This is a genomic window from Oceanobacillus sp. CAU 1775 (genome assembly GCF_054482815.1).
Genome location: NZ_JBTLRO010000001.1, coordinates 1 through 22,451 on the forward strand (window position 1 = coordinate 1; position 22,451 = coordinate 22,451).

Sequence of the window (22,451 nt, forward strand, 5' to 3'; positions counted from 1 at the left end):
GTCTAACTGTAAATAAATCCCAAATGGATGGAGCCACCTTTAATAGGGTATTTAGTTTTTTGGCTCTTTTAGAAAAAAGTTAGTAACTGAAAATTCAAACTATATTAATGCAACACTAGTGATGAGCGACATATAAATAATTGTAATAGAAAACGTTAGTAGAAATAATAAAACAGTTCCATTTAGAGTTATATCCATTAAAACTAGTATAGCTAGGCTAATTATGATGACATAAGCTATAAATATAGATACTTCATTACAATATCCTTTGTTTTCAAGCTATCACTTCTTTCGTTAAGGAATAAGATCTGTCCATAATCGTGTGGAATGACATTATATTAGTTAATGCTAAAGTTTTTAATGAACGTAACCAATTAAATTTATATTTACTTGTTAGTAGTTCTTTAAGAATAATACGCTTTAGCAGAATTAACTATACTATGTTAACTTTTTATAAGTTTTATATGAACTCCGACCAACAAGTAATACAAATATACCAGTAAGAACTAGAATGATAATTCTATTCAGAACGTTAGGTTCGCCAAACACCCAATATAATACATTGGCAAATGTAAATGGAACTCCTAACCAATCTAATAAGGCTGGTATAAAAAACAAACCAGTAATAACGGCCAAAATTAAATAGGATAAATATTTTCTTTTGCTCATAGATTATGCACCCCTTTAAGTAATAATCTAATCTAATTCTCATACACGGAAAAACTATCTCTTTAGTAGATTCGGCAAGAAGGGATGTTTATCCTTCTTATAGCTTAATTAGCAAAATTCGGTAGATATAAAAAAAGCGGTTAATCCTATTAAGATTCACGCGCCCATTAACACAATAAGAAACACCTACTTTTATGATAGCTTAGTCATTTTTATTTTTGTATAAGTTCATAAGAAGGGTATCGTCTGAATTTATCCATAAATCCTCTGTATTTGCTAATTTGATCCCAGTCGTTCATTTGGTAATCTACATTAGTAACTTCTGCTCTATACAGGATAAAATCTTTATCGCTTTCATGAAGAGTAAGTTCAATTTCTACCTTTTCATTGTCATCTTCCATCAGAATCATAAGTTTATCACCATTTAGTTCGTACGTGCCTTCTTCGTAACCTCCTGCATTTTTCACAATATTGCCTTCTTCAAACTCTAACCTGATTACAGGAGTAAGTATATCAGGATCAGTAAGTGTTTCACGCGCACTGACATCGAGGGTCTTTCCAGAAAATTCATCGCTAGCCATTTCTGAAGTAGGTAGCAAACTTAATACCAATGGAATAAAGAGAGCGACAACCGCAATAGCAGCTATATATGGAAGAAGCTTTGAATGAAACATTTTCTTCTTGCGAGTAGTTTTTATCTCAGTCCATAATTCTTCTTTTAAGCCTTTAGGTACTTTAATGGAATCTATTTCTTTTGTTAGGTATTCTTTTATATGCTCTTCTTTTTTGTTACTTTCCAACAATGTCTTCACCTCCCAATTGATACTGATCAAATAATTTTTGCTTCGCACGATATATCCTCGACTTAACTGTTCCTAACTTAATAGAAAGTAGCTTAGCAATTTCTTTCTCTGTTAAATCTTCTATATACTTTAAAATCAATATTTGTTTTTGTTCAGGTGGAATCGACTCTAAATAATTTTCTAACTCCATTTTCTTATAATTGATATCATCAGAAACTGGAATGTGTTCTTCTTTTAGTTCATGCGTTATTCTCTTTTTATTTTTATTATAAATATCAATGGCAGTACGAGTAGCAATCGTAGTTATCCAGGCGTTTAATTTTGATTGGTCCTGAATCTTTCTAAGGTTTTTAAACGCTTTTATAAATGTATCGTGTGTCGCATCTTTTGCTAATTCCTCGTTTTTCAAGATGTAATAACTAGTTTTGTACACTTTGTCGAAATAGCGTACATATATTTCATTCTCATCTAACTTACTAATTTCAAACACCTCCTCTTACATATATAGACTCTGACAAAACCTGAGAAGTTCCCACTATAAATGAATTTTTAAAATAATTCGATTATTTCTATTCAAAGCTTAGAGTAAAATAAGTGATACCTTTTAAAATATCACTTGCTTGCTCTTAATCTTAAAATGAGGATTTAAATTAATTAACCATAGGTTGTTCATCAAGTAGAATTCTTATAATCCAATTATACTATAAAATGGGAATTTTAAGACAAATATAAAATGAAATTACATAATTTACCTAATTGAATGCTATAATTTGTTTACATATTTAAGATTAAATATTATTTAGAAAGGAGACTTCATTTGAATAAATACATTTTACCTCATATGTATCTGTTTTTTGGGTTAATAATTTTACTTTTAGCAGAGAACGTAATTTTTAACCACACACTTTATTATTTTATTTGGCTGTTTTCGTTCATACTTATTGCAGTGGGTATAATATGGAATCTAGTATACTTATTGAAATCGAACAAAGACTCATAATAGTAAAGAGTAATTATAAAATCAGTGTGTAGTAAAATTCGATTAAAAATAAAAAACAAAGCAAAACCCAACATAAAGGTTATTGCTTCGTTCTTCTTCTCGATCCTTTTCGCTTTGGAAATTTAGAAATCATAATAACTAGCATCACAATGGAATAGATTATAATAAAGAACAGGTAACGATCACTTATCGGATAAAAGAATGCCACGATCATATAAATGAGAAAAGGGAGTGTAGCTGTAAAGCCGATGAGCTTCCAAAGGATTTGATAGCGTAATTTCCGTTTCATCATTTTTGATAGTAAAACACCGATATAGGCAACGATTGAAATGAAAATAAATACCGCGACCGTTAGTGGTAAATAATAAAACATAAAAAAGTAAATAAACTTCAAGATGACAGGTAACCTACCAATTAAATCCTCTGTAACAGCAAGCTGATCAATCAATGCTGGAATCGAGGTAATAAAAAGTAGGATAAATAAGTAGATTACGACTACATCCATACCAATTCGATTTAATTTAAACATCGCTTTCTTTGTTGGAAGCTTTAAACTAGCAACCAATGCTTCTATAAAAATCATTTGCTTCATCCTTCATAAATGTAATACCATTCCTATTATAATTGAAAAAGGGAGAGAATGCTTGCTTAGAAGAAGGAAATAGCAAATATAATCAAGCCAAATTTAAAATGTCATTCATTCGCAATATTTATGTCGAATATATTCGAGCTCCATTTCAACGTGTTTTCTTCTAAGATTATTTCCGTTTAGTGGTTTATAAAGAATGTTCCTAGAACCCATACTCCTTTTCTCTAATTACTTGTGTCGAATGACGATTAAAAATGATAAAGCAAGCAGATTATTTCCTGGGCAATATTCTACAAAATATTCCGAAGCGTGAGCAATGGAACTTCCTTAAATTACTTAGGCATATTATAGCCATATGAACAGTAAGAGAAGCCGATTCATGTTATTATAGAGAGACAGAAAAAAACACAGACATGATATTATAATTGAGGTGCAAGAAATGAACCAATCAAAAAGGCTAACTGAAGGAGCAATATTTTCTGCAATTTTCATCGCGTTGATGTTGGCTTCGTTTATTCCAATCCTATCGTTGTTTACAATGATATTGCTTCCTTTACCATTCGTTCTATATGCTGCAAGACATGGCTTGAAACCAGGACTGCTTGTTCTAACAGTCACATCGCTACTTACCATTATCTTTTTTACGATACTATCGCTGCCGTATACGCTTTTAGTCGGAGCAGGTGGGTTACTTATCGGACATGGCATCTACAAGAAGCGTAGTGCTTATGAAACTTGGGCATATGGTACACTAGGATTTATAGGTGGAATATTATTTGCGCTTGCGATTATGCAAGTGATGATGAATATAAACTTCATGGCAGAACTGGAAAATATGGCAATGCAGCAGATGAGTAGCTATGTTTCCATTATTGAAAGTGTCGGTCTTTCGGAAGGAAATCCAGACGTGGATCTGGAGGAAATTTTCACAGAGCAAATTAATTACATGATTAATCTTGTTCCTGCTTTCTTAGCGTTAATGGCAGTTGGGTCTGCATTTCTAGTTCAGTGGATGGGGTATAAAATTATCAATCGTATTGAAAAAAAGAAATTACATTTCCCGCCATTTAGAAATTTACGTTTACCGATTTCAATTCTTTGGTTATATCTAATTGTTGTTATCACATCATTCTTTGATATCTCGTCATCAGGAATCTTTGCTATTGGTATACAGAATGCGCTGATGATCTTAGAGATGTTACTTGTTATTCAAGGGTTCTCCTTCATCTTTTATTTCTCACATTACAAAAAGTGGTCGAGAACAATACCAGTAGTTAGTATCGTGCTAACAATTGTGTTTCCAATATTTCTCCTTTATTTCATAAGGATATTAGGTATAATTGATATAGGTTTAAATATGCGTGACCGTTTAGAGAAGAAAGATAAATAGATTTTAGAGCAAAATTGGAGTGAACAGCATGTCGGAATCTCAGAAAAAAACAATATGGAGCACGCATTTGTGGATAGTTTACATCTTATCTGCCGTTTTGCTTGCCGTTCTTAGTTATTATAATTGGCAACTTGCGATTGTTTTTGTTGTTCTTTTGGCAGCAGCTGTTGCCTATAGCATTCATAAAGAGAGAATCCGTCAGAAAGCATTAGAAGAAGAAATTCTGATGATTACATCAAGGGTAAAAAGCGCAGGTAAGGAAGCATTAACAGAGCTTCCGTTTGGTATCATTCTGTATGACGAGAACTTCAATATCGAATGGGCAAATCCCTACATGAGAAGTTTCGATACGGAAGAAGAACAACTTATTGGAACAACACTAAATGTTTTATCGGAGAAATTAATTCCAAAAATTAAAGAGAATAACACAAATATAAAAGTGGAATTAGATGAATACATCTACCATGTTATTATAAAAAAAGAAGAACGTTTATTATATTTTATTGATTATACAGAGCAAGAAGCTTTACAAAACCTTTATGACAATGATCAAACTGTATTATTAACGATCTTCCTTGATAACTATGAAGAAATTACCCTGCCAATGGATGATACGGCAAAGAGTCAACTAAACTCAGAAGTGACTTCCATTCTTAATAAGTGGGCGAAAGATTTTGGACTCTATTTGAAGAGAACATCTCAAGAACGCTTTTTAGCAGTTGGTACAAGGGAAATCCTTCGCAATCTGGAAGAGTCCCGTTTCGATATTTTAGATGAACTACGGGATATTAGTGGGGATCAAAATACGAATGTTACCCTAAGTATTGGTGTCGGCCATGGGGAAGTACCACTACCTAAGCTTGGTGAGTTAGCTCAATCGAGTCTTGATTTAGCACTAGGTAGAGGGGGCGACCAAGTTGCGATTCGTGATGAAGCAGGGAAAGTTCGTTTCTATGGTGGGAAAACCAACCCAATGGAGAAACGTACGCGAGTAAGAGCACGCGTAATTTCCCATGCAATGACGGACCTTGTGAAAGCTAGTGAAAATGTAATTATTATGGGTCATAAATCTCCAGATATGGACTCGCTTGGATCGGCAATCGGTATTTTAAATATAGCGAAGGCAAATAATGTTGAGGGAGCAATTGTGTTTGACCCTGATGATGTAGATACTGGGGTACACCGTTTAGTGGACGCTATTCAATCAGATGAAGAACTTTGGCAGCATTTTATCGAACCGTCAGAAGCGATGGATAAAGTTACAAGTAATAGTTTGGTTGTAATTGTCGATACACATAAACCATCGATGGTTACCGAACCGAATTTATTATCAAAAACAGATTATGTTGTTGTTATTGATCATCATAGACGAGCAGAAGAGTTTATCGATAATCCAACATTAGTATATATGGAACCATATGCTTCTTCTACTGCAGAGTTGGTGACAGAACTTCTAGAGTACCAACCAAAAACAACGAAATTAAGGATGCTTGAAGCTACTGCTTTATTATCAGGTATTATTGTAGATACGAAGAGCTTTACGTTACGAACAGGTTCGAGAACATTTGACGCAGCTTCTTATTTACGTTCAAAAGGAGCAGATACCGTTTTAGTCCAGCAGTTCCTAAAAGAAGACCTTGATTTATATTTGAAACGTAGTAAGCTAATTGAACGAACTGAAATCTACCGTGACTCAATTGCTATTATTACGGCAGAATCAGGAGTTACTTACGGTCCAGTTTTAATCGCCCAAACAGCAGACACGCTTTTAACAATGACAGGTGTATCCGCATCCTTCGTTATTTCTGAACGAGATGATGGCAGAGTAGGAATTAGTGCGAGATCCTTAGGAAGTGTCAACGTACAAATTATTATGGAAAGAATGAATGGTGGCGGTCATTTAACAAACGCTGCAACTCAAATAGAAGATACAACAGTAGAAGATACTGCATTATTATTAAAAGATATTTTAGAAGAGTACTATGAGGGGAGAGAGACGGAATGAAAGTAATTTTCCAGAAAGATGTAAAAGGTAAAGGCAAAAAAGGTGAAGTGAAAGATGTTTCAGAAGGTTACGCAAGAAATTATTTACTAAAAAACAACCTCGCTGTTGAAGCTACACCAGGTAACCTAAAAGCATTGAATGCCCAAAAACGTAAATCAGATATGAAAGAGCAAGAAGAAAAAGAAGAAGCAATGGATTTAAAAGATAAACTTGCCGATCTAACAGTAGAAATGAAAGCTAAATCAGGTGAAGGTGGGCGTCTATTTGGCTCCATCACAAGTAAACAAATCGCTGATAAACTACAAAAAGATCACGGCTATAAAATTGATAAACGTAAAATAGAATTAGAAGAACCAATTCGTTCTTTAGGATATACAACGGTTCCAGTTAAACTTCATCTAGAAGTTTCAGGTTCCATAAAAGTACATGTAACCGAGCAGTAAGGACAAAAGCTCACATTATTGTGAGCTTTTTGATTCGGAAATACATCAAGAGAGGAGGAGCTATCCTTGAGTGATTCTTATATTGATCGTACACCACCACATAATATTGAAGCAGAGCAATCTGTGATTGGAGCTATTTTCTTAGCCCCAGATTCATTCTCTGCTGCGTCTGAGATTCTTCTGCCTGATGATTTTTATCGTGCGAGCCATCAACGTATTTTTGCTGCGATGCTGAAATTGTCTGACCGTGGCGAGCCGATTGATATAATAACTGTTACAACTTACTTAAATAACGTGAAACAGCTAGAAGAAGCTGGCGGTGTTGCTTATCTGACACAAGTCGCAGAAAGTGTGCCAACTGCAGCGAATATTGAATATTATTGTAGAATTGTCGAAGAAAAAGCTTTGCTACGTCGTTTGATTCGAGCTGCGACAGATATTGTTACTTCAGGATTTGAAAATGAAGACAATATAGAAGATGTTCTAAATGAAGCGGAGAAGCAAATTTTAGAAGTATCTAGTAAAAATAACAGCGGAAGTTTTAAAGAAATAAAAGATGTCTTAATTGATGTTTATGATAATATTGAAAAGCTTCATGAAAGTGATGGCGATGTAACAGGAATTCCAACTGGATATCAAGAGCTTGATAGAATAACAAGTGGCTTCCAGAGAAATGATTTAATTATTGTTGCAGCACGTCCATCGGTTGGTAAGACCGCTTTTGCCCTTAATATTGCACAAAACGTTGCCGTAAAAACAAACGAGAATGTCGCTATTTTTAGTTTGGAGATGGGGGCAGATCAGCTCGTTCAGCGTATGCTTTGTGCTGAAGGAAATATTGATTCCCACCGTTTACGTAGTGGACAACTTCTACCAGAAGATTGGGGCAAGCTGACAATGGCAATGGGTTCTTTATCCAATGCTGGCATTTTCATCGATGATTCCCCAGGTATTCGCGTAAGTGAAATTCGTTCGAAGTGTCGCCGCTTAAAACAAGAGCACGGGCTTGGGATGATTATGATAGATTATCTTCAGTTAATTTCAGGAAGCGCGAATTCTAAAGAGAACAGACAACAAGAGGTTTCGGAAATCTCTCGTTCTTTAAAAGGACTAGCAAGAGAATTAGAAGTTCCTTTAATCGCACTTTCACAGCTATCGCGTGGCGTGGAATCTAGACAGGACAAGCGTCCAATGATGTCCGACCTTCGTGAATCGGGAAGTATTGAGCAGGATGCGGATATCGTAGGATTCCTATATCGTGACGATTATTACGATAGTGAATCAGAAAAGCAAAATATCATCGAGATTATTATTTCAAAACAACGTAACGGTCCAACAGGGACGGTAGAACTTGCTTTTGTAAAAGAATATAATAAGTTCGTTGATTTAGATTATCGCTATTCAGATAGTGATATTCCACAACCAGCGCCAGTGTAAATATATATTTTAATAAAAACATGAATGCATCTATTTTAAGTAGATTTCATTCATGTTTTTTCATTGGAAAAACTAAAGATATATTCTGAATACTTATGTTAGAATGAAGATATATTACTAAACTTAATTTCTAACAAAGTTATTTTAAATATAATGAAAAGGAAGCTTCATATGAAAAAAGTCGTTCTAGCTGGGGGCACCGGTTTTATCGGAGAATATTTTCAAAAAAGATTCAAACAATTAGGCTATGAAATTAGAATTATCTCCCGTGGGAAGCAACATATTGCCTGGGAAAACAAACAAGATATCATCGAAGCCTTGGAAGATGCTGAGCTTCTAATAAACCTCGCAGGTAAATCAGTAAATTGTAGGTACAATGACAAAAACAAACTTGAAATCATCCAATCAAGAGTTAGAACGACTACCATATTAGGCGAGGCAATCGAAGCATGTGAAAACCCACCAGCACTGTGGATCAATTCCAGTACAGCGACTATTTATCGTCATGCAGAAGATCGACCAATGACCGAGAATGATGGAGAGATCGGCTCTGGCTTCTCCGTTGATGTGGCGACAAAATGGGAGGAGACATTTTTTAACTTCCAATTACTAGAAACAAGGCAAGTCGCTTTACGTATTGCAATTGTCTTGGGCAAAGGTGGCGGTGTCATGATCCCATATCAAAATTTAGTGAAGTTTGGCCTTGGCGGGATACAAGGAAATGGAAATCAAAAATTCAGCTGGATTCATATCGAAGATTTATTCCAAATTATTCAGTTCTTGAAAGATCGAGAGGAACTCCATGGCGCATTTAACTGTTCCGCCCCAAATCCTGTAAGTAACCGTGAGCTTATGAAAACTCTAAGAGAAACAATGAACGTCCGCTTTGGCTTACCAGCCTCAAAATGGATGCTAGAATTCGGATCAATCTTTCTCCGTACAGAAACCGAACTCGTCCTAAAAAGCCGCTGGGTCCTCCCAGAAAGGCTAGAACAAGCAGGCTACACCTTCAAATATCCAACACTGAAAGAGACGTTTCAAGAGATAATAAATTAGTGGTGAATTTGATTTAAAGTATTCTATCTAATCATTTTATGTAATAGCTAATGTTCTAAGAAATTTTACAAACTTAGCATAGGAAGCATATCGCGAGCTCGCGGAAAGCGAAGTATATTTCCGAAGCGAGATTATTACTCTAATTCATTCCACTTGAGCACGAAGCCCATGAATGATAAGTTACACATAAGCATAAAAAGCCTTAAAAATAAAGACATTACAAGCAAAGTAAGATAAAATAGAACAAAGCTCGAAATTAAAAGGAAGTGACCATTTTGAACCATAAAATACTAGTAGTAGATGATGAACAGCCGATAGCAGATATTATACAATTCAACTTAGAAAAAGAAGGTTACCAAGTAATCGTTGCCCATGATGGCGATGAAGCAATTAAATTAGCATTAGATGAAGATCCAGACTTAATTTTATTAGACATTATGTTACCGAATAAAGACGGCAACGAGGTACTAAGGGAAGTAAGAAAAACAAAAACAATGCCAATTATCATGCTGACAGCAAAAGACTCAGAAATCGATAAAGTTCTAGGTCTAGAGCTTGGAGCAGATGACTATGTAACAAAACCTTTTAGTAACCGTGAATTAATTGCGCGTGTAAAGGCTAATTTACGTAGACAACAAATCCCTGAAGAAACAGAGAAACCGACAAAAGACATCGTTATTGGAAACTTAACTGTTTTCCCTGATGCCTATGTTGTCTCTCGTGACGGGATTCAGATTGAACTAACACACCGTGAATTTGAATTACTACATTATTTAGCACGCCATATTGGACAAGTAATGACGCGTGAGCACTTACTTGAAACGGTATGGGGCTATGATTATTTTGGTGACGTGCGAACCGTTGACGTTACCGTGAGAAGACTACGTGAGAAAATTGAGGAGAGCCCAAGTAACCCAACATGGATAGTCACAAGACGTGGGGTAGGGTATTATTTACGAAATCCTGAGCAGGAGTAGTTGCGATGCATAAGGTCGGATTTTTCAGATCGATTCAACTAAAGTTTATTATTATCTATATCCTTTTATTATTATTAGCCGTCCAAATGATTGGTACGTTTTTTACTGGGAATCTTAAGACAAATTTAGAAGAGAACTTCAAAGAAAACGTCAACAGTCGGATGGAGCTTTTAGTTTACAATATTGAACGCATATTTGATCCAGACACAAGTGAAGATGAAGAAGGACCAAATATCTTAGCAAATGTGGATAGTATTGTAACAGAGTTAACAACTGATGATATTACGAATGTAATCGTCGTTGATAATCAAAGTAGAATTATTGGAACGAATAGTAATCTTTATTCCGTGAACCAAAGAATTACCCGGGAAATTATTCAGCAAGTACTCTTTTTCGATAGTCACCGAGAAGGGGTCTTTATTAACCAAGATACCGACGACACGGTGTATGTTCGAGTAGATCCAATCATTGATTCTGATGGTATCGTGATTGGAGCAATCTATCTCGAATCTTCGCTTGAAGAAGTTTATGGTCAAATTGAAGAAATCAATAGGATATTCCTTCAAGGTGCACTCCTAGCAATCTCGATAGCCGCGATTATTGGTGTGCTTGTTGCTCGTTCTATTACAAAGCCAATTAAAGAAATGCGTCGTCAAGCGCAAACGATGGCGAAGGGTGATTTTACCCAACAAGTTAATGTGTATGGAAGTGATGAAATAGGCCAGCTTTCGGAAGCATTTAATGATTTGAATAATCGTTTGAAGCATTCCTATGCAACCATTGAAGAAGAGCGCTGGAAGCTAAGCTCTGTATTATCAAACATGTCCGATGGAGTAATAGCAACCGATAATGAAGGCTCGATTACCCTAATGAATGAAGCAGCTGGAATACTCGTTGGGCAAAACCCAGACGATATGATTGGTGACGATTTACTAGAAGTACTTCAACTAGATGAGAAGACAGTAGATATTTCTGAACTTCAAGATAGTGGTTCGATGATTATCGATTTAAGTGACGAAAATCAGCTCTTCTTGATGCGAGCTAACTTCTCAACGATTATGGATGATGAAGGCGAAACGACAGGTTTCATCACTGTTTTAAATGATGTAACCGAGGATGAAAAAGTAGAACAAGAGCGTAGAGATTTTGTCTCGAACGTATCACACGAGCTTCGTACCCCTCTAACGACAATGAAGAGTTATCTAGAAGCTTTAGCAGAAGGTGCTTGGGAAGATAAAGAAATTGCACCGAAGTTCTTAGATGTTACGCAAAATGAAACGGAACGCATGATTCGAATGGTTAATGATTTACTACAGCTTTCCAAAATGGATTCGGATGAATATCCACTTCATAAGGAACGCACGGAATTTGTGGAGTATTTCCATAAAGTAATCGACCGTTTCGAGATGAATGTACCTGAAACAATAACGATTCAAAGAGATATTCCGAACAAACGATATAGCGTTTGGATTGATAAGGATAAGATGACACAAGTCATAGACAACATCATTTCCAATGCGATTAAGTACTCTCCTGAGGGCGGAAAAATTGTGCTTCGTTTAGAAAGTAAACGACATTATTTACTTGTAACCGTCCAAGATGAAGGTGTCGGAATTGCTTATGATAAACTGGAAAAAATCTTCGAACGTTTCTACCGTGCAGATCGAGCACGTACGAGAACGTTAGGTGGTACAGGATTAGGACTAGCGATTACAAAAGAACTTGTAGAAGCTCACCATGGGAAAATTTGGGCGAAAAGTAAAGAAGGTTATGGAACAACCATTTACTTCTCGCTACCGCTTATTAAAAGGAAGCGGAGGGATAGCAATTGAAGCTAGAAACGATAAAGTCGATTATATTAGTACTTTTAATAGCGCTTAGCTTGGTGTTATCTCTTTCCTTATGGAGCTATCAGCCTAATTCTGAAAGAGCATTGAGTGGAGATGTCGTTACAAATGATATAAACGCAGGTGGCTTAACAGATGAAACAAAACGAAGCATGGTAAAGCCAAGTGATATTGTTTTCCATACAGCTGGCGAACACTATGGATATACGGAGGCCATCGAACGCGACAACCTCTATGTAGAAATGCAGGAATGGACAATTGCTGGCTTCGAAGCATCTGTAGCCCGTGAACAGGTCGCGGCAACAGATAATAGAGTAGAATTGCAATTTTCGGATGATATTCCAATGCAGATCATGAATAGTTTATTTAACTTCGAACAAGAGGATATTGATTTACCTTCATGGTCGATTAATCGAATCTATATCCATTTTATTGAAGATAGTAAATCCCTGAAAGTTGAATTCATATCCAGGGAGAATAACCGTGTATCGGCAGGAATTATAAACTCTTCAGATTCCTATGATAGACTTGCGTCGTTGATTACAGAAATCGACCCAGAAATATTGGTAAAATATATTGCAGTTAATGAAAATGATCTGGCCTTTTATATTCCAGAACCAGCAATAAATCTACCCGCTTACTCGATTACACCAACAGAAATCGATCCAACCCTATTTGTAAATATTTTATTCTCCAATCCGGCGGTAGTAAGAGAGACAAGCTCACAAAGCATTGGAGAAACGTATTTCACCGATAATAGACAGATGAGTGTGTATCAGAATCGAATGCGGATGGAATACGTAAACCATGCAGCACCAACAGTAGATGAAGATATCATCATAAGTGAAGTTGATTTACTTGATCGTTCGATTATTAATATCAACAATCATTTCGGTTGGACAGGCAATTATCGTTTGGACCAAGTGGATCTTGCAACACGCAACATTAGTTTTCAATTGCATTATGATGGTGTTCCAGTATTTAGTAACTACAAGTTAGCAACAATTAGACAAGCCTGGGGCATTTATCAAAATAGCTACCAATTGATTGAATACGATCGTCCATTGTTTTTACTTGAACGTAATATATTATTCAGTGATACGGTCTATTTACCATCAGGTGAAAGTGTTCTGGCATATTTAGAAAATAATACAGATGTGTCATTAGAAAACATACAAGATATTCAAGTGAGTTATGAATTATCATATGATCTGGAAAGCGAGTATTTTCAATTGAGCCCTTTTTGGTATAAAAAAGAGAACAATACGTGGCAAAAGATTATCTTCGATGAACATTCCAGTCCGAGAGGAGAGGATTAAGGATGCAGTGGGGTCATATAAAGACAGTATTTATCCTTAGTTTCCTCATTTTAAATATCTTTCTATTTGGTGCCTTTAATGATCGACAGCAAGAGGTTGGTTATATTGCAAACCAAGAGGTGACCATCGAGGAGCAGCTAGCCGCGGAAGATATCACGTATGGAGACTTTAATGTTGATATAACAGAAGCAACTTATATTTCGGTCATGCAGCGCACATTGTCAGATGAGGAATTAGAGCAGCTCGATGCCATGGATAATCAAGATATTGTTGTATTTGAGAATAATCATATTATCTCTGAGCTTGATAATCCATTTGAAATCCAACCAAATATGTCACCTGAAGCAATCGAAGCCCTGCTTCAAGGCAATGTCCTCTATAGTGAGGAATTTCAATTTTGGGACTGGAACGAGGAATTGAATATCCTTGTTTTCTTCCAGACAAAAGAGGGCCGAAGTATTTATTATAACGAAAGTGGATTGCTGCTTGTTTATCTCGATGAAGATAATCAAGCAACACATTATACACAAACCATTTTGGGTGAATCAGAAGTTCAAGGTGATCTTGTGACACTAAACCAACCGACACAAGTGATTGGCATTCTTTTTAATGGAAATCACTTGCAACGTGGGGATGAAATCACTGATGTAAATATGGGATATTACTCAAGAATTTCTGCAGAAGGTATCCAAGTATTTGCCCCAACATGGAAGATAGAAGTAAATGATGAACGGCATCATTTTGTGAATGCAATTGAAGGAATTATATATGATAGTGATTCCTTTGAATTTTATATGGATACGATAAGTGACAATGCAGCGTTAGTAGCTGGTTTAGAGGAAGATGAAGCATTAAGGTCTTCCATTTTAGCAGAATTAAATAAAAGGTTAGAGCTTGATAATCGGAGTGAAACAGAATGAGTTTACGTTTTAGTGTACTTGCATCTGGAAGTACAGGAAATGCATTTTATATAGAAACAGATAAGGAAAGAATCCTTGTCGACGCTGGCTTGAGCGGGAAGCAAATAGACTTGTTATTTTCAAAAGCAAAATTAGACCCGACAAAATTATCTAGAATTTTAGTCACACATGAGCATAGTGATCATGTAAAAGGGTTAGGAATTATTGCGAGAAAATATAATTTACCAATCTATGCGAATGAAAAAACATGGCAAGCAATGGAGCGTTCGCTCGGGAAGCTGACACTTGATCAGAAGTTTATTTTTAACCGAGACAGTGTTCAGACATTTGGTGACATTGATGTTGAGTCATTTGGGGTGTCACATGATGCAGCGGAACCAATGTTTTATAGCTTCTATGCAAATGGAAAAAAGGTCTCCCTTGTTACCGATTTAGGCTACGTATCGGACCGGATTAAAAAGTCTGTCGAAGATGCGGACGCATATATCTTTGAAGCGAATCATGATGTCGATATGTTACGGATGGGACGTTACCCATGGAGTGTGAAGCAACGTATTCTTGGGGATATGGGGCACGTATCGAATGAAGATTCAGGACTTGCGTTAGCTGATGTTATTGGAAACAATACACAACGGATTTATCTTGCGCATTTAAGTCTTGATAATAATATGAAAGAAATCGCACGTATGTCGGTTGAAGAGATTTTGAAAGAAAGAGGAATCGAAATTCCAATTCTTGATACAGATCCGAAAGAGCCGACTGCTTTATATGATGTAGGTGACCGGATTATTGTATAAGACTTTCATTCAGGGAAATACTTGAATAGGGAACAACTATTTATCGACGAGGATGAAGAGGAGGCAGCGTATGGGTTATTACAATCAAGGCTATGAACCAAGAAGAAAGAAAAACCAATGGCTTACTCCATTACTACTCGGTGTTATCATCGGTATTTTAATCGTATCTGTCGCACTTCCAGAATTAATGAAAGCAAATATTATTCCCTATTCAAATAATCAACCAGCAAATCAGGATCCAGGTGTAGCACCTGACCGTGTAACTTCTGAACTGAACACCTCTGTATCAGTTGATGTGACAACGCAAATTACAGATATAGTTGAGAAAGTCACACCAGCTGTTGTGGGCGTGACTAATATTCAAAGACAGAGTGACTTCTGGTTTGAGCAAGGCTCTGTCGAAGCGGGAACTGGTTCAGGCGTTATTTATAAAATCGCTGACGGCGTTGCATACGTCGTGACAAACCAACATGTAATTGAAGGAGCAGATTCCATCGAGGTTGTTTTACATGATGATACACATGTAGAAGCTGAAATTATTGGTGGAGATATTTTCTCTGATTTAGCGGTCATTCGAATGCCAGCTGATACGGTCGATCAAGTCATTGAGATTGGAACTTCAGGAACAGTGAAAGTCGGTGAACCAGCAATTGCAATTGGGAATCCACTCGGGCTTATGTTCTCGAGTACAGTCACACAAGGCGTCATTAGTGGAACAGAACGAACAATTCCAATCGACCTAGATTTTGACGGAAGACCTGACTGGCAAGCAGAAGTTATCCAGACCGATGCAGCAATCAACCCTGGTAATAGTGGTGGAGCTCTCATTAATATATACGGACAGCTGATAGGAATTAACTCAATGAAGATTAATGAAGCAGCCGTGGAAGGATTAGGTTTTGCAATTCCTGTGGATTACGCTTTACCAATTATGGATGAACTCGAGAGAACCGGAGAAGTTCAACGCCCATTTCTCGGAGTAGAAATTTATTCATTGGATGAAATCCCACATCGCGAGTGGCAAGACACATTAACACTGCCTAAAGATATTACTGGTGGAATTTATATTTGGAGCATTCAGCCGTTATCCCCAGCAGATCAAGCAGGACTAGAACGTCTTGATGTAATTACCGAACTTGATGGTGAAGTTGTGGAAAATGTGATTGAATTAAGAAAAATTTTATATCAAGATAAGAATATAGGGGATACAATGCACATTGTGTATTACCGCAATGGGGAAAGATACGAAACAGAAGTAACCCTTGAAGCTCAATAACCATCTTCGTTTAGAGGGTGGTTTTCTTTTGTACACGCATCTTATCCACAAAAAAATCGAATTATGCACAAACCGTGGATAAGAAATTCTGGAATATCAATATATGGTAGAGAAAATTTGTTCTGTCACAAAATAAATGAGAACATTTGTGCATATGTTGATAACTTTGGGGATAACAGGGTCTTTTTGAGCTAAATTTAATTGTTATCCACCACTTGTCCACTGGAAAAGTATAAATGAAGAAAGAACTGTGGAAAAGAAATATTTTGTGAGTTAGTTCATGCTTCTTGAAAAGAGTAAGCATTCACCATATAATTTCTAAGAGACTTTATAAAAACTAAAAAAGGAAGTGCATCACGTTGTTACGTCGTTTTTTCTCTTATTATAAGCCACATAAACGATTGTTTATAGTGGACTTTACTGCTGCTATTATCGTAGCAATTTTAGAACTTGCATTTCCACTTGCCGTCCAATGGTTTATCGATGACCTATTGATGGGTGATAATTGGAATATCATTATTTTAGTCGGAGTGCTATTATTATTCGTTTATATCGTCAGTACCCTTTTACAGTATGTAGTAACATATCTCGGCCATAAGCTCGGAGTTAATATCGAAACAGATATGCGTAATGATTTATTCCACCATATCCAGAAGCAGTCCTTCCGCTTTTTCGATAATACAAAGACAGGACATATGATGAGCCGAATTACAACAGACTTATTCGACCTTGGGGAGCTTGCACACCACGGACCAGAGGACTTTTTCATCTCGATTATGACGTTTGTTGGTGCATTCTTTATCATGTTTATGATTAACCCAATGCTTGCTCTCATTATTTTAATCGTCGTACCGATTCTTATTTTATTGATCACGTATGGAAACATTCGCATGAACCGTTCGTGGAAAAAGATGTATGAAGACATTGCTGGGGTAAACGCGAGAGTTGAGGATGCTGTTTCAGGCGTTCGTGTTGTACAAGCGTTTACCAATGAGAAGTTTGAAATGAGTCGTTTTGTAGAGAACAACCGTAGCTTTAGACATGCGAAAATTGGTGCTTACAAAGTAATGGCGACCGTTCACTCAAATATCTACCTGCTAATGCGTTTGATGACGCTGACTGTGCTTGTTGTTGGTGCATGGCTGACGTTTAATAATCAGATGAGTTACGGGGAGCTTGTGAGTTTTATTTTATTAATGAACGTACTTACTAGCCCAATTAATAAAATCACTGCCTTACTCGAGATGTATCCAAAAGGAATGGCAGGATTCAAACGTTTTACTGAAATGATGGATGTTGAACCTGATGTCAAAGATCGTCCAGACGCGGTGGAAATCGACCACTTACAAGGAAATATTCAGTTTAAAAATGTAACGTTTGGTTATGAAGAAAATAAACCACCTGTACTAAATAATCTAAGCATGGACATTCGGGCGGGAGAAACAGTTGCTTTCGTTGGTCCATCTGGAGCAGGGAAAACAACAATTTCATCCTTGATTCCAAGATTCTATGACGTGCTTGATGGTGGAATTGAAATTGATGGCATCGATATTCGTGATATGACGAAGCGCTCGTTAAGGAAAAATATTGGTGTCGTTCAGCAAGACGTTTTCCTTTTCACAGGAACGTTGAAGGAAAATATTGCATACGGGAATCTTGAAGCAACAGACGAAGAGATTTATGAAGCAGCAAGGCGCGCTCATATGGAAGAGTTTATTAATGAGTTGCCAGATCGTTATGAAACACAAATTGGTGAAAGAGGCTTGAAGCTCTCTGGAGGTCAGAAACAGCGAATCGCGATTGCGCGTATGTTCTTGAAAAATCCACCAATTCTAATTCTAGACGAAGCAACATCAGCACTCGATACGGAAACAGAACGCATCATTCAGCAATCTCTGAATGAATTAGCGAAGAACCGTACGACGCTTGTGATCGCTCACCGTCTTGCTACAATTAGAAATGCCGATCGCATTAAAGTAGTAACGAAAAATGGTATTGAAGAAGAAGGAACACATGAAGAACTACTTGCGAAGAATGGTTTGTTCGCGAGGTTGCATAATATACAGATGAATTAGAGGTAATGAAAGCATATCAATCCTTGGGTGGGTTGGTGTGCTTTCTTTTTTTTGGTCGCTAAATATGGATCCCGCATTTTATGGACCGATAACCAGCTTTAATCGGTCGGTAAATCGAGCTGCCGCATTTTATGGACCGATAACCCACTTTAATCGGTTGCTAAATCGTGCTTCCGCATTTTACGGACCAATAACCCGCTTTAATCGGTCCATAAATCAAGCTCCCACATTTTACCGTCCTATAACTCACTTTCATCAATCACCCACACCAATTCCAAGCATAAAATCCACACTCAAGCACAAACTAAAAAAAAGGAGATGATTCTCATGTGGAAAGTTAGTTTAATTGTTGGTGTAACGCTGCTCGCTCTAAACCCTGGCCCAGCTCCAATCGCTCCTGCAACCTTGCCGATCCTTCTTGAAGAAATTCCGCCTTACGCCAAGTGGGGAAGAGTCGCCATGCAGGAAACGAAAGAGAAATATCCCGATGCTGATATCATCGATTATTTACATATTGGCAAAGAGATGGAGAATGAAAAATCCATTGAAAAGTTTAAGCTCTGGCTCAAAGCCAAGGATAGGGAATTTGGTGTGTTTATTACCATTCATTTCGATACACAAACAGAAGAAGTCATTGATATAATAATGGAAGAAACCGACCGTTAATTAGCGTCCCATTCCGTTTTTAATAAGCCATAAATCGCATGGTCCACATAGTGATTATAAAGCCATTCTCCTTGGCGAATCACCCCTTCTTCTTTAAACCCAAGACGCTCAGGGATTGCTCGACTTTTAAGATTGCCTATCGCTGCACGAATTTCAATTCGGTTCAGCTCAAGATCACCAAACCCATAATCAATTAATCCCCGTACAGTACGCGTCATAATCCCATGCCCTTGAGCACCTTCACCTAGCCAATAACCAATCGTTCCAATCCTGTTCGTCCAATCAAAGGTATTAAAACCTGCCATCCCAACAAGTTCTCCATTGAAAAAGATGCCACAGTTCAGGCCTTTTTTTGCTTCATAATTTATAAGCGAATGCTTGATGAAATCTAGTGAGTCCTCTTCCGTTTTTGTGGTATTTAACCAAGGTAACCACTCACTTAAAATTGCTCGCGAACCGTCTGTAAGCGCAAATAAATCTCTCGCATCGCTTTCCTGAATTAATTTAAGTGTAATTTCTTCATCAACCTCATATCCAAACATTACCTTCACCTTTTCTCAAATTTTTCTTCATCTTACAGCTTTCTTCATAAAAAGGGAAGATATATTGTTACTTTTGCTCATTCTAGTTTATTATAGAAGTAATACTTATAATGAAAATCTTAGCGTGAGAAAAGGAAGGTAACTAGAGCCGTGGATAATAATATTACCCGATTAGAAATTAATGATAAAGAAATCATCCTGATTGGTACTGCACACGTATCAAAGCTAAGTGCCGAGCAGGTAAAAGAAGTTATAGAGACAGAACAACCTGATTCCGTATGTATTGAGCTTGATGAACAGCGTTATCAGTCGATTCAAGATGGAAACAAATGGAAAGATACAGATATATTCAAAGTAATTAAAGAGAAAAAAGCATCTCTCCTACTTATGAATCTAGCGATATCTTCATTCCAAAAGCGAATGGCTAAACAATTTGGCATCAACGCTGGACAAGAAATGATTCAAGGAATTGAGTCTGCGAAGGAAGTCGGAGCAGATTTAGTCTTAGCTGACCGTAACATTCAAATAACTTTTTCTAGAATTTGGGGAAACATTGGTGTAAAAGGAAAAGCAATGCTCCTTACGCAAGTCATCTACAGCATTTTCAGTAAAGAAACAATTACTGAAGAAGAATTAGAAAAAATGAAGCAACAAGATACAATCAATGCGATGCTGCAAGAAATCACAGAAAGCTTTCCAAAGCTAAAAACGCCATTAATTGATGAGCGTGACCAATACCTAGCACAAAAAATTAAAGACGCACCGGGAGATAAAGTTGTAGCAGTTCTTGGAGCAGCGCACATCCCTGGAATTACAAAGGAAATATATAAAGAGCAAGATCTGAAAGAGTTAACTACAAAACCACCAAAATCAAAAGTTCCAAAGATTATTGGCTGGCTCATTCCGATTTCAATTATTGCTTTAATCATTACAACATTTTTATTCAACCCAGAAGCAGGTATGCAGCAGGTAACAAGCTGGTTACTGTGGAACGGATCACTCGCAGCAATTGGAACGATTATTGCATTTGGCCATCCGCTCGCCGTCATAACCGCCTTTATAGCAGCGCCATTTACATCGCTAAATCCATTCCTTGCAGCAGGATGGTTTGCAGGATTCGTTCAAGCATGGGTGAAAAAGCCAGTTGTGCGTGACTTTGAAAATCTATCTGATGATGTCACAAGTCTAAAGGGATTCTGGAATAACAAAGTAACTCGCGTCTTGCTTGTGATCGTACTAGCCAACCTAGGAAGCTCACTCGGCACATTTGTCGCTGGAATAGATGTTGTACGCTTATTTATTCAGAATTTGTTCTAAACTAGAGGAGAGAGCACTGATTCATTAGTGCCTCTTTCTTTTAAACTCTACTAATCTATTAAAATATATTAAGGAAATTTTGAAGGAGGAAATTGTTTGTGATCATTTTGATCATCCTATTGTTATTCTGTCTCTCATTTTTCTTTTCTGGGAGTGAGACAGCGCTTACATCCTTAAACCGTGTCACATTGCAAACAAATGCTAAAAACGGTGACAAGAAGGCAGAGAAGCTTTTAACGCTTTCAGATAACTCCAATGATTTATATACAACATCAGTCGTTGGGAATAATATCGTTGACCTCACATTAGTTGCTGTCGTTGTACTTTGGGCGCTCGAGACAAATTTTAATGTTGCATTAGCTGTGGGCATAACCATTATTGGCGTGATTATTTTCGCGGAGATTATCCCAAAAGCAATCGCAAGAACGATTCCAACAGAGATATCCTATATTGTAGCTCCAATCATTGGGGTGATTATAAAAGTATTTAAACCAATTCTTTGGCTATTAAATTATTTATCCGATTTTATAACCAAACGATTTAATAAAGAAAATGAAGATGACATTTCCGTATCGAAGGATGAGCTGCGTACACTCGTTGACCTCGCTGGTTTAGAAGGTACATTTAAAGCTGACGAGTCCTATCGAATTAAAGGTGTGCTAGACTTCCAACATTTGAATGTGAAAGACGTCATGAAAACACCACGAATCGATATTGTCGCTTTACCAGTAACGGCGACGTACGAAGAAGTACGTAATTTTGCCATTGAAAATCGCTATACTCGCTTTCCAATTTATGATGAAGATATTGACTCCATCGTCGGTATCATTCATACAAAGTATTTACTCTCCTGGTCCGTCAATCCAGAGAAAAGTATCAAAGAATTCATGGATAATGACCCGATGATCGTTTATGAATTCCAGCCGATTGAACCGATATTTCGTAAAATGACAAAACATGGCCGACATCTAGCTATCGTCTTAGACGAGTATGGTGGTACAGAAGGAATTATTACGCATGAGGATATCATTGAAGGAATGATAGGCTTAGAGATTCAAGACGAGATGGATTTAGCTGATGAAGTGTTAATTGAACAACTAACCCCAACGAAAGTAATATGTGACGGGAAAATAACTTTACACCACTTGAACACCGTATTCCACACAGATATTCCTGAAGAAGAAGATGTGCTTGCAGGGTATCTCTTAAGCGAATTTAAAGGCTTTCCTCAAGCAGGCGACGTTTTAGAAAGAGAAGACCTAACCTTTAAAGTATTAACGGTTAAAGACCACTCGATCAGACGAGTAAAAATTATAAAATAGA

At 37.0% G+C, this 22,451-nt stretch carries 20 protein-coding genes; 15 read left to right on the top strand and 5 right to left on the bottom strand.

What is annotated here, in order from left to right:
* Positions 1 to 438 precede the first annotated feature (438 nt).
* The 4 genes from ACXYMZ_RS00005 to ACXYMZ_RS00020 form a co-directional block, all read right to left on the bottom strand.
* Positions 439 to 669 carry a hypothetical protein gene (locus tag ACXYMZ_RS00005; RefSeq protein WP_458946247.1) on the bottom strand — a complete coding sequence of 77 codons (231 nt, stop codon included), beginning with the start codon at positions 667 to 669 and terminating at the stop codon, positions 439 to 441.
* 212 nt (positions 670 to 881) lie between these two features.
* Positions 882 to 1,469: a hypothetical protein gene (locus tag ACXYMZ_RS00010; protein WP_458946249.1), complete on the bottom strand. Its 588-nt coding sequence runs from the start codon at positions 1,467 to 1,469 to the stop codon at positions 882 to 884.
* Positions 1,459 to 1,962: an RNA polymerase sigma factor gene (locus ACXYMZ_RS00015; protein WP_458946250.1), complete on the bottom strand. Its 504-nt coding sequence runs from the start codon at positions 1,960 to 1,962 to the stop codon at positions 1,459 to 1,461. Before ACXYMZ_RS00015 ends, ACXYMZ_RS00010 begins: the two co-directional genes overlap by 11 nt.
* A 589-nt stretch (positions 1,963 to 2,551) precedes the next feature.
* The gene (locus ACXYMZ_RS00020) at positions 2,552 to 3,055 is read right to left on the bottom strand and encodes a DUF1189 family protein (protein WP_458946251.1); all 504 of its coding nucleotides are present in this window, start codon (positions 3,053 to 3,055) and stop codon (positions 2,552 to 2,554) included.
* Between the two features lie 445 nt (positions 3,056 to 3,500).
* Here ACXYMZ_RS00020 and ACXYMZ_RS00025 point away from each other — a divergent pair, with 445 nt between their 5' ends.
* The 13 genes from ACXYMZ_RS00025 to ACXYMZ_RS00085 all read left to right on the top strand — a co-directional run bounded on the left by ACXYMZ_RS00025 (position 3,501) and on the right by ACXYMZ_RS00085 (position 19,269).
* Positions 3,501 to 4,451, top strand: coding sequence for a YybS family protein (locus ACXYMZ_RS00025; RefSeq protein WP_458946253.1), 951 nt, complete (start codon positions 3,501 to 3,503; stop codon positions 4,449 to 4,451).
* Between the two features lie 28 nt (positions 4,452 to 4,479).
* Complete coding sequence (locus ACXYMZ_RS00030; protein ID WP_458946255.1) at positions 4,480 to 6,456, top strand: DHH family phosphoesterase; 1,977 nt, start codon at positions 4,480 to 4,482, stop codon at positions 6,454 to 6,456.
* Entirely contained in the window at positions 6,453 to 6,899 is a 447-nt protein-coding gene (gene rplI, locus ACXYMZ_RS00035; RefSeq protein ID WP_458946256.1) for a 50S ribosomal protein L9, read from the top strand. The genes ACXYMZ_RS00030 and rplI overlap by 4 nt, the downstream gene beginning before the upstream one ends.
* A 66-nt stretch (positions 6,900 to 6,965) precedes the next feature.
* Positions 6,966 to 8,336, top strand: a complete 1,371-nt coding sequence (gene dnaB, locus ACXYMZ_RS00040) for a replicative DNA helicase (RefSeq protein WP_458946257.1) — start codon at positions 6,966 to 6,968, stop codon at positions 8,334 to 8,336.
* 171 nt (positions 8,337 to 8,507) lie between these two features.
* Entirely contained in the window at positions 8,508 to 9,392 is an 885-nt protein-coding gene (locus ACXYMZ_RS00045) for a TIGR01777 family oxidoreductase (protein ID WP_458946259.1), read from the top strand.
* Between the two features lie 275 nt (positions 9,393 to 9,667).
* Positions 9,668 to 10,369: a response regulator YycF gene (gene yycF / locus ACXYMZ_RS00050; protein WP_458946261.1), complete on the top strand. Its 702-nt coding sequence runs from the start codon at positions 9,668 to 9,670 to the stop codon at positions 10,367 to 10,369.
* 5 nt (positions 10,370 to 10,374) lie between these two features.
* Positions 10,375 to 12,201: a cell wall metabolism sensor histidine kinase WalK gene (gene walK, locus ACXYMZ_RS00055; RefSeq protein WP_458946263.1), complete on the top strand. Its 1,827-nt coding sequence runs from the start codon at positions 10,375 to 10,377 to the stop codon at positions 12,199 to 12,201.
* Entirely contained in the window at positions 12,198 to 13,535 is a 1,338-nt protein-coding gene (locus ACXYMZ_RS00060) for a YycH family regulatory protein (protein WP_458946264.1), read from the top strand. Before walK ends, ACXYMZ_RS00060 begins: the two co-directional genes overlap by 4 nt.
* A 2-nt stretch (positions 13,536 to 13,537) precedes the next feature.
* A complete protein-coding gene (locus ACXYMZ_RS00065; protein WP_458946266.1) occupies positions 13,538 to 14,455 on the top strand; it encodes a two-component system regulatory protein YycI in 918 nt (305 codons plus the stop codon).
* The gene (locus ACXYMZ_RS00070) at positions 14,452 to 15,252 is read left to right on the top strand and encodes an MBL fold metallo-hydrolase (RefSeq protein WP_458946267.1); all 801 of its coding nucleotides are present in this window, start codon (positions 14,452 to 14,454) and stop codon (positions 15,250 to 15,252) included. The genes ACXYMZ_RS00065 and ACXYMZ_RS00070 overlap by 4 nt, the downstream gene beginning before the upstream one ends.
* A 70-nt stretch (positions 15,253 to 15,322) precedes the next feature.
* On the top strand, positions 15,323 to 16,528 hold the full coding sequence (locus ACXYMZ_RS00075) for a S1C family serine protease (RefSeq protein WP_458946269.1): 1,206 nt from the start codon (positions 15,323 to 15,325) through the stop codon (positions 16,526 to 16,528).
* A 359-nt stretch (positions 16,529 to 16,887) separates the two neighbouring features.
* On the top strand, positions 16,888 to 18,603 hold the full coding sequence (locus ACXYMZ_RS00080; protein ID WP_458946271.1) for an ABC transporter ATP-binding protein: 1,716 nt from the start codon (positions 16,888 to 16,890) through the stop codon (positions 18,601 to 18,603).
* 327 nt (positions 18,604 to 18,930) lie between these two features.
* Entirely contained in the window at positions 18,931 to 19,269 is a 339-nt protein-coding gene (locus ACXYMZ_RS00085) for a YqzG/YhdC family protein (RefSeq protein WP_458946272.1), read from the top strand.
* Here ACXYMZ_RS00085 and ACXYMZ_RS00090 read toward each other — a convergent pair.
* Entirely contained in the window at positions 19,266 to 19,811 is a 546-nt protein-coding gene (locus tag ACXYMZ_RS00090; protein WP_458946274.1) for a GNAT family N-acetyltransferase, read from the bottom strand. The genes ACXYMZ_RS00085 and ACXYMZ_RS00090 overlap by 4 nt on opposite strands.
* A 150-nt stretch (positions 19,812 to 19,961) precedes the next feature.
* Between ACXYMZ_RS00090 and ACXYMZ_RS00095 the strand changes: the two genes are divergently transcribed.
* On the top strand, positions 19,962 to 21,128 hold the full coding sequence (locus tag ACXYMZ_RS00095; RefSeq protein ID WP_458946276.1) for a TraB/GumN family protein: 1,167 nt from the start codon (positions 19,962 to 19,964) through the stop codon (positions 21,126 to 21,128).
* Positions 21,129 to 21,226: 98 nt separating this feature from the next.
* A complete protein-coding gene (locus tag ACXYMZ_RS00100; protein WP_458946277.1) occupies positions 21,227 to 22,450 on the top strand; it encodes a hemolysin family protein in 1,224 nt (407 codons plus the stop codon).
* The last annotated feature ends 1 nt before the right edge of the window (position 22,451 follow it).

Excerpts from the sequence above, each read along its gene's own strand:
- ACXYMZ_RS00005 (WP_458946247.1), bottom strand. The coding sequence starts at position 669 with ATGAGCAAAAGAAAATATTTATCCTATTTAATTTTGGCCGTTATTACT.
- ACXYMZ_RS00020 (WP_458946251.1), bottom strand. The coding sequence starts at position 3,055 with ATGATTTTTATAGAAGCATTGGTTGCTAGTTTAAAGCTTCCAACAAAG.
- ACXYMZ_RS00025 (WP_458946253.1), top strand. The coding sequence starts at position 3,501 with ATGAACCAATCAAAAAGGCTAACTGAAGGAGCAATATTTTCTGCAATT.
- ACXYMZ_RS00030 (WP_458946255.1), top strand. The coding sequence starts at position 4,480 with ATGTCGGAATCTCAGAAAAAAACAATATGGAGCACGCATTTGTGGATA.
- rplI (WP_458946256.1), top strand. The coding sequence starts at position 6,453 with ATGAAAGTAATTTTCCAGAAAGATGTAAAAGGTAAAGGCAAAAAAGGT.
- ACXYMZ_RS00045 (WP_458946259.1), top strand. The coding sequence starts at position 8,508 with ATGAAAAAAGTCGTTCTAGCTGGGGGCACCGGTTTTATCGGAGAATAT.
- walK (WP_458946263.1), top strand. The coding sequence starts at position 10,375 with ATGCATAAGGTCGGATTTTTCAGATCGATTCAACTAAAGTTTATTATT.
- ACXYMZ_RS00065 (WP_458946266.1), top strand. The coding sequence starts at position 13,538 with ATGCAGTGGGGTCATATAAAGACAGTATTTATCCTTAGTTTCCTCATT.
- ACXYMZ_RS00070 (WP_458946267.1), top strand. The coding sequence starts at position 14,452 with ATGAGTTTACGTTTTAGTGTACTTGCATCTGGAAGTACAGGAAATGCA.
- ACXYMZ_RS00075 (WP_458946269.1), top strand. The coding sequence starts at position 15,323 with ATGGGTTATTACAATCAAGGCTATGAACCAAGAAGAAAGAAAAACCAA.
- ACXYMZ_RS00085 (WP_458946272.1), top strand. The coding sequence starts at position 18,931 with ATGTGGAAAGTTAGTTTAATTGTTGGTGTAACGCTGCTCGCTCTAAAC.
- ACXYMZ_RS00090 (WP_458946274.1), bottom strand. The coding sequence starts at position 19,811 with ATGTTTGGATATGAGGTTGATGAAGAAATTACACTTAAATTAATTCAG.